Origin of the sequence: Candidatus Uabimicrobium helgolandensis, from assembly GCF_041508025.1 — a bacterium.
In the GTDB taxonomy this organism is placed as follows: domain Bacteria; phylum Planctomycetota; class Uabimicrobiia; order Uabimicrobiales; family Uabimicrobiaceae; genus Uabimicrobium; species Uabimicrobium helgolandensis.
This window is the reverse complement of sequence record NZ_CP165719.1, coordinates 5,854,768-5,869,233: the sequence shown is the minus strand read 5'-3', so window position 1 is coordinate 5,869,233 and position 14,466 is coordinate 5,854,768. Positions and strand designations below refer to the sequence as shown.

15 protein-coding genes are annotated in these 14,466 nt (G+C 33.1%); 2 read left to right on the top strand and 13 right to left on the bottom strand.

Annotated elements, in window-relative coordinates; translation table 11 throughout:
- Window positions 1-40: 40 nt before the first annotated feature.
- Window positions 41-1,525 carry a DUF4173 domain-containing protein gene (locus UABHE_RS21710; protein WP_372365387.1) on the bottom strand — a complete coding sequence of 495 codons (1,485 nt, stop codon included), beginning with the start codon at window positions 1,523-1,525 and terminating at the stop codon, window positions 41-43.
- Window positions 1,526-1,922: 397 nt separating this feature from the next.
- Between UABHE_RS21710 and UABHE_RS21705 the strand changes: the two genes are divergently transcribed.
- A complete protein-coding gene (locus UABHE_RS21705; protein WP_372365386.1) occupies window positions 1,923-3,143 on the top strand; it encodes a hypothetical protein in 1,221 nt (406 codons plus the stop codon).
- A gap of 15 nt (window positions 3,144-3,158) precedes the next feature.
- Here the strand turns inward: UABHE_RS21705 and UABHE_RS21700 are convergent, their stop codons facing one another.
- A complete protein-coding gene (locus UABHE_RS21700) occupies window positions 3,159-3,518 on the bottom strand; it encodes a hypothetical protein (RefSeq protein WP_372365385.1) in 360 nt (119 codons plus the stop codon).
- A 375-nt stretch (window positions 3,519-3,893) separates the two neighbouring features.
- Here UABHE_RS21700 and UABHE_RS21695 point away from each other — a divergent pair, with 375 nt between their 5' ends.
- Window positions 3,894-4,238 (top strand): hypothetical protein, encoded by a 345-nt coding sequence (locus UABHE_RS21695; RefSeq protein WP_372365384.1) that lies wholly within the window; start codon window positions 3,894-3,896, stop codon window positions 4,236-4,238.
- Window positions 4,239-5,173: 935 nt separating this feature from the next.
- Here UABHE_RS21695 and UABHE_RS21690 read toward each other — a convergent pair.
- The 11 genes from UABHE_RS21690 to UABHE_RS21640 form a co-directional block, all read right to left on the bottom strand.
- Window positions 5,174-6,622: an IS200/IS605 family accessory protein TnpB-related protein gene (locus tag UABHE_RS21690; protein ID WP_372365383.1), complete on the bottom strand. Its 1,449-nt coding sequence runs from the start codon at window positions 6,620-6,622 to the stop codon at window positions 5,174-5,176.
- On the bottom strand, window positions 6,552-6,821 hold the full coding sequence (locus UABHE_RS21685) for a hypothetical protein (protein ID WP_372371665.1): 270 nt from the start codon (window positions 6,819-6,821) through the stop codon (window positions 6,552-6,554). Before UABHE_RS21685 ends, UABHE_RS21690 begins: the two co-directional genes overlap by 71 nt.
- Before the next feature lie 35 nt (window positions 6,822-6,856).
- Complete coding sequence (locus UABHE_RS21680; protein WP_372365382.1) at window positions 6,857-7,027, bottom strand: recombinase family protein; 171 nt, start codon at window positions 7,025-7,027, stop codon at window positions 6,857-6,859.
- Window positions 6,999-7,166 (bottom strand): MerR family transcriptional regulator, encoded by a 168-nt coding sequence (locus UABHE_RS21675; protein ID WP_372365381.1) that lies wholly within the window; start codon window positions 7,164-7,166, stop codon window positions 6,999-7,001. The genes UABHE_RS21680 and UABHE_RS21675 overlap by 29 nt, the downstream gene beginning before the upstream one ends.
- A gap of 450 nt (window positions 7,167-7,616) precedes the next feature.
- The gene (locus UABHE_RS21670; RefSeq protein WP_372365380.1) at window positions 7,617-8,912 is read right to left on the bottom strand and encodes a leucine-rich repeat domain-containing protein; all 1,296 of its coding nucleotides are present in this window, start codon (window positions 8,910-8,912) and stop codon (window positions 7,617-7,619) included.
- Window positions 8,913-8,962: 50 nt separating this feature from the next.
- Window positions 8,963-9,172, bottom strand: a complete 210-nt coding sequence (locus tag UABHE_RS21665) for a hypothetical protein (protein ID WP_372365379.1) — start codon at window positions 9,170-9,172, stop codon at window positions 8,963-8,965.
- Window positions 9,173-9,276: 104 nt separating this feature from the next.
- Window positions 9,277-9,690: a tetratricopeptide repeat protein gene (locus tag UABHE_RS21660; protein WP_372365378.1), complete on the bottom strand. Its 414-nt coding sequence runs from the start codon at window positions 9,688-9,690 to the stop codon at window positions 9,277-9,279.
- A gap of 119 nt (window positions 9,691-9,809) precedes the next feature.
- On the bottom strand, window positions 9,810-9,992 hold the full coding sequence (locus tag UABHE_RS21655; RefSeq protein ID WP_372365376.1) for a hypothetical protein: 183 nt from the start codon (window positions 9,990-9,992) through the stop codon (window positions 9,810-9,812).
- A gap of 113 nt (window positions 9,993-10,105) precedes the next feature.
- Window positions 10,106-12,664 (bottom strand): efflux RND transporter periplasmic adaptor subunit, encoded by a 2,559-nt coding sequence (locus UABHE_RS21650; RefSeq protein WP_372365374.1) that lies wholly within the window; start codon window positions 12,662-12,664, stop codon window positions 10,106-10,108.
- Between the two features lie 204 nt (window positions 12,665-12,868).
- The gene (locus tag UABHE_RS21645) at window positions 12,869-13,036 is read right to left on the bottom strand and encodes a hypothetical protein (RefSeq protein WP_372365373.1); all 168 of its coding nucleotides are present in this window, start codon (window positions 13,034-13,036) and stop codon (window positions 12,869-12,871) included.
- Window positions 13,037-13,367: 331 nt separating this feature from the next.
- Window positions 13,368-14,405: an IS982 family transposase gene (locus UABHE_RS21640; RefSeq protein ID WP_372364909.1), complete on the bottom strand. Its 1,038-nt coding sequence runs from the start codon at window positions 14,403-14,405 to the stop codon at window positions 13,368-13,370.
- Between the last annotated feature and the right edge of the window lie 61 nt (window positions 14,406-14,466).

Sequence of the window (14,466 nt, the reverse complement as noted above, 5' to 3'; positions counted from 1 at the left end):
AAAAAACACACAATATTTTGAATGATGACACACCATTAGTTTATTTGACGTGTAAATTGTAAACAGACGCATTGTAATAAGACCAACTACGCCAATTGCTCATTTCGAGAATAAGTTTTTCTCGTAAGCGTTTTATCGATTCTTCAACATTATACCCTTTTTCCTTGAGATTGTACAAAGCTGGTAAACTTTCAATACCTAAATTTTCTAAATATTCAACGTCAACAACAATATCGGTGTTTTCCACATTAGCCACGTTGTAATTTGCAATGTAAGCATCAAAATTAACAAAAGCGCATAAATAGAAGACGCAAAGTACAGCGATAAAATTAATATTAATTAACCATAGGTTAGAATAATCTTTTATAATACGAATAAGGATAAATAATAAACCTACAGCAATAAGTCCCATCCAAATTAAGGCCGCAATACGCCACCTCGTAAGGTGGTAGAATTCTATATATAGGTCTAAACGCAACACAGACGAAATAACTAGAAAAACGTTCTGTATTAACCAAATATACACCCAAAAACGTGCTGCATCCATATCGTCTTCGCGCTTTTTGCGAAAAGTTATCAGCACAAATACTGCTGCGAGTAGCACGGTAAAAATTAGAGGATACGAACCGCGATGAGCGTACTCAGCATAAGACATCCCCTCAGGAAGAGCGCTTCCTCCCCATAAATAGATAATGTCAAGAACTGTTTGTATGGCAAAAACAATGTTGAACATACGTAAGCATAGAACAGTAGTGTTAGGTGTAAAAATAGGTAGTGTTACTAGAACTACTTCCTTATTATCATTGTTCTCTCCAACGTTTTCATCGTTTTCTTTATCATTGCTATCTTCGACGTTTATTCGATCGTTGTTCTCTTCAACGTTTTCGTCATTTGCTTCTGTGAGGTCTATAAACTCTTGTAGCATTCTTTTTTTTGTCAATCTTAAAAAAGACCAACTAAACAAAGCAAATAAACACCAAAATATAAAACGATCTGTACCAAACAATTCAACTTTTTGCAAGTGGTTTACCCAAACTTCAATAATAGGGTTGGCAATAGCAAATAGTAATACAAAAATCCCACTAAACACTATGGCTATTATCCACCCTATTATATTTTTTTCAGGTAGTTTGGATACCCAGTTCACGAAAAAATGCATATCGTCAATCCAGCTGAATAGAAAAAAAAGAGTGCTGAAAAACCACTGCTCAATCCATTTGATAGTACTCGCTAACCAACCGCTGTGAATTACGATCATTATACTGAATAATGACAAAACGCTAAGAGATATAGACCAAAAATTGGCATGAATTATACTTGCAATAATAAGGGTAATATTTATAAGTGCGATTGCTATCACTTTCTTGTCGCGATAAAATTTCTCTTCGCAAAAGGCAATACAAACAAGAATAGCCAAATTATACAAAGACAAAGACATACCACCAATAACTTGGTAATAAAATAAAAAATCAGCGAACATTGTTAATATAATTACCGCTATTAGCTGTTTCTGATGCTTTTTCATAAATCCTCCTATAATAAAGTACTTTGTTATACAGAGTACTCTATTGTAAGGAAAAAAGCAATATAATTTTCAAAATATTTTCATTATAAAAATTATATGTTTTTGTAGTATACAGAAAACTTAAGGTCGGATTGTACAATATTGACAGTATTGTGCTTGTTGTGCTAACATCTTGAATCAATATAGTTAAGTGAGTCGCAAAAAGTTTTTGAGCACGTTTCAAGTCAGCATAGAATTTGAGTGTCAAAGAAGGAGATCCTGAGAGGCACATAACTGTAGCTATGTAACCGAAGGCTCAACGCCACTATGACACTCAAATTCTACGCTGCGTGCTCTTAAAAACTTTTTGCGACTTGCTTAATTCAAGATCTCGTAGTAAAACCAGAGGAGGGGTAGTATGTATAAACTTTCGATATTTTTATGTCTTATTTTTAGTATATACGTGAACGCTGATAAAGTTTGGAAAAATGGTGCTCAATTAGAAAAAGAAGATAAATGGCAAGAGGCAGGAGATTTATATTTTTCTATTGCACAACAGTTACAAGACAAAGATATTAAATTACAAGCATTTTTGAAAGCGGCAAAAAGCTATTACAAAGCTAATGACAAAATTCAAATAGCAGCAAGTTATATAGGAGCTGTATCTTGCGACAATGAAAATCACGATAAGTATTGGCATGAAATTTGGCATATAGGAGAAGAATTGGAACACAAACGAAACTGGATATTAGCAGCAAAGTATTATACCAGTTTTGCCCAACATACAAGAAAAGCTCAGATTAGAACAGCTTTTTGTTATAAACAAGTAGGTGAATATGTTAAAGCCGCGAATTGTTACCGAGAAATACTAAATTCATGGAACCGAGAAGAACAAGTGTTGTATGAAAAATGGGGAATTGAAGCTGCAAATTATTATGAAAAAGGAAAAGAATGGTTGGCTCTAGGCTCTATATGCGAAACACTACACAAACATACACAAAAAATAAAGTATGTCATTCAAGCCGCAGAAGCTTTCTCACGATCAAAAGACACTTTCGATAAAAGTAGTACAACTTATAAAATAGCAAGTGAAATAGAAAAAGATGAACGCAAATCACAAAAATTATTTGAGAAGCATTTATTTTATAAACTAAAAGATGCTAACAATCTTTATGAAAAAGGCAATATTTCAAGCAAATTGCAAGCCGCGCAACAGTATATAGCTTATGCTGATAGCATAGCAGCGCAGGATTACTATAAAGCCAGTGAGATGTATTGGAAAGTACTTGATTTATATAAAGAATTGAATAAAAAAAATTATTATAGTATTGTTCATTTTAAAATAGGACTCCTAGAGGAAAAGCACAATAATCTTTCTCAAGGATATCGCCAAATTTATAAGGCAATTCGTTTGGAAGAAAAAACGGCAAAAGATTTTACACTTTTAGCATCTTCTATTTCGCAATTAGAACTTTATTTTTCAAAGCTTTTGCAAATTGCTAGCCAAATGCAAAAATCGCAAAGTGCAATACAAAAACAACAACAAGTAGTAGAACGTCTACAGAAACACTATAAACAGCAAAACAATTCCAAAGCATTGGGAATCCTTGATTCGTTTAATGTGAAAATGCAAAAATAACCAAAACCAATTAACTTAAGATATATTAGTACTCTTCTGTACCAAATTAAGATGGCGACCTTTTTTTATGTAAGAGTCATATACAGCATTAAAAATGTTCGAGTTTGTCAACAGAGAAGGATACTTGGTGCAAATGATTACTTTTGAGTTTTTGTACTCTAAATAATCGTAGAGAATAGTCACTAGTCCGCGTATATTACTAGCTGTTACTTCATTGACAATGTCTATTTGTAAAATTTTTTTTATTTCGTAGAACTCATATGTTTGGTAGAGAAGAAATCTATCAATAGTCGCATTAACCAGTAGATAATCCGCCTTGCCTTTGTCTAATCTCAAAAAATCAATGCGTCCGTCGTAAAACCTAGTTCTTTGCATAATTCCGATTTGTAAGCTATTAAAGCTACAGCTATTAAATTCGCAACCCGACAGCTGCTTGATCGAAATATGATCGCGAAAACTGCAGTCATTGAATTTGGAATTTTCAAGATTATCTTGATACTTTGTATAAATGGCACAACCATTGTAAAGAGTATTGCTTTTTAACTCATCTGTGATTGTTGTTCTAAAAATTTTATTCAGTATTTTCTCCTCTAACTAGCTTTCTAAAAGAAACATCTAACAATATCATAAAATTTATATTGCACTCCGCTTTACACAATTTGGTATTATAAACCAAAATGCAATTGATGATTCGCCATATTTCATACAATTGTAGTACTTGTTGAAAATATTACGAAAGGTATATGTATTATGAAAAAAATTTATGCGATGATTATTTGCACAATACTACTAGCTTCTTGTGCAAGTGTCAACAGTGACTATGTAGGAAGTTATAGCGCAAGAGGTTCTGGCTCTTATACCCTAGATTTGGGACATAATGGTGATGCTTACTGGCAAAGAGTACGTAAAGACGGTAGCATTGAAATAAGAGAAGGTGTCTGGTCTGCTTCAGGAAGCACTATATATTTAAATATTACAAGCCAAGCAGTGATGAAAGGTCGTCGAGAAATGCATAAAGGTAACGTTGATAAGGACTTTTCAGGAACCGTTTCTGGTAATTGTATTCGCCTCAAATCCAAAAAATACTGCAAGTAACTAGCGCTGCAATTATTCAATAAATAAAAAGAACAAAGCAGATAAGAGTCGCAGTTGAAATGGTGAGGAAAAATGAGTGTTTTGCTTTCGGTGAATTTCATCAAGCAAATACATATTTTGTTGGCGGATTGGAAACTTGCAAATCCAAGTATTGTATAATACCTTTGTTTAATTGCTCTATAACCTTTTTTCTACGAGATTGTTGAGGTATTTGTTAGTTCGGTGATTTACCGCACTACCAAATACTTCAACAATGAGTTGATCATCAATTAGTATCTAAAAATTCTCAAAACAGCGGATGACCAGATAGATAAGAATGATTTGCACAATTTAAATTTACTCAAAGAAGGCTCTGCACGAGAAAGGGAAATAAAGCAAAAAAATGGATTCGAATATTTGGTAATCGTCTTGTTCTTAATCTTAATGTTAATCAATAAATACAAAGGGTTAAGATCAAGAGCAAGATTAAGATTAAACACTCAGGCAAATACCTGGAAACTTACATGTTTACTGAGCCATTTAAGACAAAAATATGTATTTTAGCTCTAAATCAGCTGGAAAGAAAATGAATTTATAGTTGATTTAGAGCTGGTAAATACTAACTTACTATGTAAGTTTGGGAGTTCTCTATTTCAGATCAACCAAGGCAATTTTTCTCTGCCAAAATGTATGTCTTAATTCTTAATTTTTTTCAAAGTAAACTTCATCTCGCCTTGCTCAAACATCAAATCAGTGAAAGTCCCGTCTTTGTTTTCAACAAACTGAATAAAAGCAACCTTCATGATAGTAAATTTTTTAGAATTGACAGCCGTTAGTCGACCGTTCCTATTAAAACGCAAAAATCTAAAAAGACCTAAGACGATCACCGAACAGTGTTGTGATCGATTACCGCTAGAGAGTTGCACTCTAGAGGACAAGTAAGAGGACAAATTCGTTTAAAAAGGAAGATGCCGAGAGCAAAAAAGAAGCTCAACTTGTCGTTCTCTGTCAGAGACGGCGAGTTTGAGAAAAGCTTTCCAGGGTTTCCAGACGTGACAATGTCTATCCACAGGTAAACATCGGGCGGTTCTGGTGGGAAAGCGTTCCGAAAAATTTTGTGCGCGGCGAGCAATAACAAGGCTTGCGGCAAGATGTGTACTGATTCCAAAGAAATGTGCAAATTTATAACGACCAATAACACTGGTGAAGGCTGGATTTACTTCGATAATTTTGACACCGTTTTTCATAGCTTGACTTTTGATGAGTGCAGCAAATTTACTATAGGCAAAGGAAGAGATCATTCTTTTATATTTTGTATTTGACGACGAGATCAAGTTACTTTTCTTTTTTGAGAAATCTAGTTTTTCAATAGCAACAGGTTTTTGTTCTTTCACAGCACGTGAAATAATTTGTTTGCAAGCTTCAGCAAGAGTTGCAGTCACTTGATGACAAGTGCGATCTTGAATGAGAGTATGTATTTTTTGATGATGGACCAAGTTGCCATGCCTGTTTGTTTCAGCAACGGTTATATGAGAATGATTTAAGTCAACACCGATAGCTCCAAGATTTTTGTTGGTGATTATGTCGACTTTTTTGTATTTTGTGGTTACAAACAAATACCAATTTTCTTTCTTGCGCACAAAACGGTAGTTCATTGCTTGTTTTTTTTGTAATGCGTAGAAAATAATATCTTGTTTGTAGCTAAACTCTACTGTTACATCAACATGGCTTCCAAACTCTTTTTCTAAAGCAGGAATTACTCTCACCTTTAGTTTATTTCCAACCATCTGACAGTTTTGATTGCCGAATTTCTCATCCTTCGATCCGATAAAGAATATTCTATTATTGCGTTGTTTTCTAAAAGCCTCTCGCCACTCCTGATGGTTTTCGTAGCTATTTTCTTCTAGATGAAACTGCTTTTTGAATAGTTTTCTACCTCCAAGACAGATTCCTCTGTTTTTGAGTTTTTCTATTCTATTTTCAACATTACGCAACTTTCTCTTTTTGTGATGCAGCGCAAACAATATCTTTTCTCGGTTTTGTCTTTCTTTAGCTTTTTTAAAGCTTCTCGCTAGCTTTTTGATGGTGTATTTTAGCGCTTTTTTTCTGCGCTCTGCATCTTGAAGATTTATTTTTCTCAACTCTTTAACTGACTTTATTATCCCTTTGACCTCTGAATGTAGAGAGTTAAATTGTCTTGCCAATATACCACGCTCTGAGATAAATGTTTTCTTTAATTCATTCAGCTTTTTTTCTTTTAGCAATGCGCATAACAATTCTCCGCGAAGTTTTGCAGTATATTCCCCTGCCTTTTCTAAATACTTCGCTGCTTCTTTATTCAATTTGGTTTGAATTGTTATTTGCATTTTTTTGTTTTCTTCTTCGCTCGTGAGATCTGCGTCCATAGATCTTCGAACAGAACACTGTTAATATTGAAATGATGTCTTGTGATAACTGCTCTTCAAAATTTTGTTCTTTTTTCTCATGAATTACAACTAAAGATATTCCTCTTGATAAGCATATTTCTTCTATTATTTCTCTACCAAACCTTATCAATCGATCTCCATAACTGATTATTACCCGCCCAATATTTCCTGCTAACATTAAACGCAACACTTCACAAAACCTCTTTTTTATAATTAAGTCCCTGTTTCTTTTATTTCTAATACATTTGTATATTTTTGCTGTTCGCAATAATTTTTTAGTTCTTGTCTTTGGCGTTCTAAATCTTTTTTTTGGTCATTTGCGCTTACTCGTGAATAACATACTGTTATTTCTTGTTCAAGCTCCAATCCTAATTTTTTTTTCAATCTCTTCTTTTGAGTATCCTCTGTGCTTTCCTCTTGTTCTTGTTACCTTGAATTCGCCTTCATCTTTCCAATTTCTTATTGTTTGTGCTGTTACGCCGTACAAATCAGCTACTTTTCCTATACTTATCCATATTGCCATTACTTTTTCCTTAACATTTTGTTATTAATATCCTATATATAATATATAGTATAAAAGCCGTATGTTGTTTTCAAGACTTAAATTGATTTTTTTGAGATTTTTTGTCTACTCTGGACTGCCCTCCGAAAATAAGGTTTTCAGAAGGCACTTTTTTTAGGGTTTTTGGCCAGGGAGAATTTTTATGAGAGTTGTACTATATTCCCGAGTTTCTACTCACAATCAACATACTCTTTCGATGCAAATTTCTGAAATGAGAAAATATGTTAAACACAGAGATTGAGAAATGGAGAGTATTGTGAAAAAGAAATTTTCAGGCAATATTCGGGGGCCGTTGGAAAAGTACTATTGTTGGCGGCCAACCCTACGTACATTCCGTGGCTTGAGAAGGAAGTTGGCGAACCCTACTACGAAACATAGCAAGGCGCGTCAATTCTACTTCATATGTATCTTTCACTTGTGAATTGTTAGCTTTGGTAGTGCTTTTTTGAGTTCTGCTACCCCACTGCTTGTAACTCTAGTTTCATCTAAATCTACCTCTCTAAGTGTCGAAAAGTTATGTAAGTACTTAAGTCCTTCATCAGTAAATTGAGTTCGCGATAAACCTAGTGTTAAGAGAGAAGGAAGATATTGTAGATGTTCAAATCCTTTATCTACTTGAGTATCCCATAAAATTAGTACTTTAAGAGAGGAAAGATTCCGCAAATATTTAAGGCCTTCATCTGTTATTTGAGTCTCATGTAGAAGCAAAGTGTGGAGAGCAGAAAGGTGTTGCAAGTGCTTGAGATCTTGATCTGTTATTTTATTATTACCTATATTCAGATTTCGAAGTGCAGAAAGATTTCGTAAAGGTTCGATACCACTTTCTATTTCGTTACTTCCCAAGTCTAGCTCTTGGAGGGTAGAAAAATTTTGTAAATGCTTAAGGCCTTTACTCGTTATGTTTGATACAGTTAATATTCGAATATTAGAAAAATTTTGAAGGTATTTAAGTCCATCATCCGTTATCTTGGTGCCTTCCAAATATAATTCTTCAAGAGAGAGATTCTGGAGATTTTTTAGTCCCACATTTGTTATTTTGGTGGAAGAGGCGTTTAATATTCGTAGGGTGGGAGTGTGCTGGAGATGTTTGATACCTTCGTCCGCTATTTCTGTTCCACTCAGATTTAAAGCTTCGAGGTTTGGAATATTCGATAAGTATTTGATATCTCTGTTCGCTACCCCGCTGTATGACAGATTCAATTCCTTAAGAGAAGATAAATATTTTAGATGCTCAAATGGTTTACCAGTGATTTCTGTTCCGGTTAAGTATAGCTTTTCAACAGTAAGTTTTCGAAAATAAGAGAATCCTTCACCGGTTATTTTTGTGCCACTCAGATCTAAAAAACTAAGACGTTTCATGTTTTTGAGTAAAATTAAATTTTCATCCTTTATAGCTTTAGATGCTTTAAAAAGTAATTTTTCTCCTGGTTGTAGTAGTGTTTGTCTGCTTACTTTTTCTTCTTTTTCTATTTTTCCTTGTTTGCTTATTTTGTAGAAACTTCCAAACGGAATTTCTGGCAATTCAACTAAATTTTTGTCTATTTTGGTTGTGTTATAAGAATGCTTCTCGTTCTCTTTTTTTTTGATATTTTTTTTTACTGCTTTTTTTATCTTAACTTCATCGGAATTGCTATTGTTAGATTTTTGATCTGAGCAACTAACTAATAAAACCGATGTAAACAATAGAAATGTTAACATCTTACTCATACAAACTCCTTTGTTTGTTAAACTTACATCTAGTTTTGCGAAAAGCAATTTTATTCATCTGCCTGTCCTATTCCCACTGTACAAAAAGTAATAAATGCAAAACCCAGAGGGCAAATATATAAAAATTCGTTGTACCGACCAACCATATCAATAAATCCAATTGTATTGAGCACTGGTATCATTGGAGCAACAAGGGCAAAAATAAAACCAAAAACAGCTGCAATTGCTGATATTATTAGTGATTTCTTGATATTTTTCATTTTATTAAACCTTCCTGTGAAACTCTGTTATAGTTTCTATCTCACATAGTAAAAAGAGGAATAAAAAATAATTCGCGTAACATCCCAACCATCAATAACTATAACTATTCTTTTGGAAGTTTAGAATTAGCATCTAAATAGCCTAAATCTAGCGATTTTTTGTACCAAAAGTAAGCTTCGTATTGATCTATAAGAACTCCCTGCCCATTATAATAACACTCTCCAAGATAGTACATCGCCTCTGCAATACCCAAATTAGCTCCAAGATAGTACATCGCCTCTGCAATATCCAAATTAGCTGCTTTTTTGAAATACTCTATAGCTAAGCTGGCATCTTTCTTTACTCCTACACCATTTTCAGAAAATCTAACTAATTCTGTAGCACAGGTATAGCCATCAATTCTTGTATTTTGAGCTAATTTGCAATATTTAATCTGGCCATTGTTGAAAAATTCTACATGATGAGTGTCACATAAATAACCATTAATTTTATGTTGCCTTGACAATATAAAACTCACTAGCTTTCCTGTACAAGACCAACTGACTTCTTGTTTACAAGGAAACCCCTCAACAATAACTGTTGAGTAGAAAGTACAAGATATCCTTTCTCATTGAACTTGAAAGTAGTGTTTTTTGGCTAGGTGACATTATAAATAGCTGTTGGTTTTTGACGTCTAAGTAAAAGCAGTGCTCCATCGCTATTGAATTCTAAATAATCATTTGGATCAACAGGAAACCCTTGAATTTTTCGCTGTTTTTCTACGGCAAAAATAATCTTCTTTCTTTGTTTATTGGCAAAAATATTTACTTGGGTATGCACTGAGTGAATAAAAATTGTTTAAATACCTATTAATAATAGAAAGTATTTCATTATATTTATAGTTCCTTAGAACATTTCAATCCTATAGTGAATTTGTAATCATTTTTTGATGTTTACTTCTCTCTTAAAATAACTATTTCTCCTTCTTTCAAACCTTTAATGATAGAGCAATTCAATTCGTTTCTGTTACCAAGTAACACTTTACGCTGTTGAAAAAATCCATTTTTTTGCGGAATCAAAACATAAAAATAGCCGGTTACATCTTTATGAACAGCAGTGTTAGGTATAATAATGGCATTTTTTTGATGACTCGTACTAATACGTATTTGCGCAGAAAGTCCAGGTAGTAAAAGTTCGGTGTTGGTATCTTTTATGATTTCAAATTTTACAGAAAACAAACGATTACCATTAGAATCTTTTTCCACTATAGGCATAATTTGTATCACTTTACTTTGAAATTTTTTTTGCGGAAAAGCTTTAATAGAGACAATTGCTTTTTGCTTGAAATTTATTTGTCCTGAAGGACCAAACTTAAAATTCATTTGCTTAAAATCAGTTTCTTTAAATTTGGCGGAAACAAATATTCGAGAAATATCCAGCAATGTATATATTTGGGCATTATCTTTGATTATTTCTCCTTTGTGCGCAAAGCATTTTAAAATTAGAGCACTTGAGGAGGAAATAATCGTCGTATTAGATAGACGATTTTTAACTTGCTCTAGCTTCCGTTGTTCTTCTTTAATCCGTATTTTTGCCAACGTACTCTCATAAAATTTGTACTCTAGCTCTGATTTTTTATAATCAAGTCTTTCTTTGTCGATGACCACTTTTTCGTAATTCCATCTACTTTTATTGTATTCATTTTCGGATGTTTCATATTCGTGTTGCGTTGAACTGTTTGCTTCTTGTCGTTTTTCGCGTTTAAGTTTTTTTTCTAAAAAATAATTTTGTTTCCGAAAAAAATCCAAGTTCGCCTTAATTTGTTTTTTTTCTAGGTTAATTTTTTTTTCTAATAGCTTTCTATCCATCAATATTTGTTTAAATTTAATTTCTGCAGCATCTATATCTTTTTTGCTTTTATCCAAGAAAAATTTTAGGTCTGTGTCAGCAATTTGCAGGAGTATCTCTCCTTTATCCACCATTTTTCCCAGAGAAATGTGTTTTATCACTCGTCCTCCAACTGGAGCAAAAATTTTGATTTCGCGACTAACAAGTTCTCCTTTGCCAATAATTACGTTTTCAATTGTACCACGTTTAGCTTGAGCGGTAATTATTTGCTTGTTATGCTTAAAAGCTTTTAACCAATCTTGGTGAACTTTTTCTAAGTGATCGACTATCTTTGCCATTTCCTGAATATTTCTTTGATGTTGCTGTTCTAACTTTTCTGTATTTTTCTGCATTTCGATAACTAAATTAGGTATTTCTGATTTTGGCTGATTATCAATGTTTTGCATCACTAGAGTATTCTTGTAAATTTTTTTGCCATCAAAAGCAAAATAGCGTAAAGTTTTATTGTCAAAAAAAATAGGGTCACTAACAACTTTATATTCTTTTTGTTCTTTACCATCAACGACGATACACTCTGTTCGATTATTACCCCATTTTTTTGTCGCGCGATACGCAATTTTATTGCCTGGACTAAATACAGCAGGTCCGACAAAATTGTATTTAGTGCCTTCTTCGCCATTTACTACCATAAACTGATTCAATTGACTAAACGGGCTACCTTGGCTAACTTTATATGCCAATTTTTTTCCGTCAAGGGAAAAAGTGGGAAAAAGAATCCTCTCATATTCCTTACCTTTTTTGCCATCACAAACAACAAAATGGTTTCTCTTCTCATCCTCTGCTATGTAAGATATATTTTTGTAATCATGGCTTACAAGGAGTTTATTAACTGATCTATGGCGACCAAGTTCTTTTCCTTTATAAATTACAATTCGTTGTTCGTCATTACCTTTTATATAACTAATGACTTCACCTTTTTCATCAAGTATTACATCATAGATATTTTCATTTTTTTTGCTCACTTTTATTGCTTTGCCATTTACGAACGCTTGCCAAGGTTGATCTGAATATTTCTTTCCTTCAATGGCTTCTTTGGCTATATATATCAATTCACCGTTATTGCTGAATTTGAAGCCCATAATCGCGGCATATTCTTGTTGTTGCGTTTCAAAATTAATAACTATTCCTTGTCTGTTATTGTTTGCACTAATTTTAAAAGCAAACTTTGTTCCGTTTTGATTAAAAACAATCTGTTTTCCTGACCATTCATATTCTTTGATTTTTTTTCCATCAATAAAAAAAACCTCTGTTTCTTCTTTCTCCATAATTGAAAATCTTCGATTATCAGGGCTAAATTCGCAAAATAACATATCTTTAAAATATTTAGGATTTGCTGCTGGGGCAATAAAGATCTTGTTTTTATCTCTATCTCTAGCCTTATAGGCATGCTTACGACCATCGCTAGAAACAATAAAGTACCCAATTTCCCCTTGGAAATTTTGTTCTACAATTTCCGATAAGCTTTCTTGATAATGATGCTGAACAATTTTGCCGCGATTGGAGAATTGCGAACTTGAATTTCTATTTGATTTTGAATCGCTGCATGCAAAATTAGGAAGAAGACAAATAGTTGCAAGACCATATATTAATAAAGAATTTTTCACAAGTAAGTTCCCTTTTCTTAAAGATGTTCAAAACAAGTAAAACAGATTCAGTTCTTAGAGCTCCGAATAAATTTGAATCGCGTCATATAAAAAAGGGAAAAATCCAACCGCAAAAGCTATTTTTTTTCTTAACTTTCTTAAGTAACTTTTCAGATTATCTGGTAAACGCTCTAAATTCTATTACACATACGTGACTGTATTTATCTATTTTTCTATAAAGTGAGTGCTTATTACTTTACCAAGACTTATTAAAATATTTTTTTCTAAATCTTCTTTTGCCGCTCGTTCTATATTACTTACCGACAATTCAAATCCTAAGCCATGCCAATTTGATGAATCTACAGTATTCTGAATTTTTGGTATAGTTTGCAATTGAATTTTTTTGTTGTTCTTTAGGGCGTGTCATCATTCAAAATATTGTGTGTTTTTTCGAGCCCGAGCCCGTTTCCGAAACTTTCACTAACAATTTATCAAAGAAGCAAAGTTTCTTTTTCCATCGCAAAAAACTAGTATTGAACCAATAAATCACTTTCTGTCGCTCTCTGTCGCTCTCAAAAAGTTTTCGGCCGCGGGCTCGGGCTCAATACTACTGGCGTATCATTAAATGAATCCGTTATATTTTTATCTGTATTGAATGATGACACGCCCTATTTGAGGAATATTCTTTATTGCTTCAGGTAGTAATGATACGCCTTGTGCGAGTTCAAAATACAAAACCTTTAACCTGTAGAACAGGGAGGTCCGATAAATAATTAAGAAAATTAGCTAAATTGAAAGCAGCAATTTTGTTACTAATAGAATTAGCTAATCCTTTTATAGATCGCCTTTTAGTTGCGGAAAGAGAAAATTCGTTAACTAGAAGATTAATGGTAGTTTCAATAATTTTTCGAGCTTTTTGGAGAAGTTGATTAAGAGCACTTCCACGATTATTATATTCGCGCTGCATGGAAAGAAGTTCAACTCCATATTGTTTCTGAATAAATTTCTGAAACTCTTTACCAACGTAACCTTTATCGCTAATACAGAGAGAATGAGTTTTTATAACACGATGTTCTAGCATCTGTTGAACAACAAATTCAAAAGCTTTAACATCAGACATATTTGCTCCAGTAAGACAAGCAAATATAGGAATGCCTCTGAGATCAGAAACAAGATGACATTTGTAGCCATAATAGTTTGACTTTTTAGAGGCACAATGCCCAAAGTTAGCCCCATAATACTCAAATGGTTGCGATGAACTTTTAAGTCTTTGTAGATTACACAAGGAAATTGGAAAAGAATCTACCAAATAGTACTTTCCTGTGTTAGCACCTACTAAATTACAAAGATGCTGCTGAAAAAAACAAATAATTTCGTGCAAGCGAAATGTTCTTTTTACATACTGCGGACGGCAAATAAATTCTGGAAAAAGATACAGGTAATTTTTACGAATATATCTGTGCCAAGCATTTTGTGAATCTTGTTGACATAGCTCTTTGACTATATTGAGTGTTATTATTTCATCATCTGTGAATTTGGGATTATTGTTGTTACTTCTGCGTAATTGTTTTTGGCCGCCAATGCAATTTAAAAAGTTGTTTACTATGAAGTACACGATTATAAATAACTCTTCAACATTTAGTTTTTCTTTTTCTGAAAACTGGCCTAAAGTTGCCTTTACATCATCAATATTAACTTCAACATTTTTTACTAATTCTAATAGACTCTTTTGTTTCTCTTTACTCTGTGGTATCTTTGACATATAGGTATCCTTTAAATTTGTTTTTTTTATTTGGTATATATAGGATACCTTTTTTCTTACT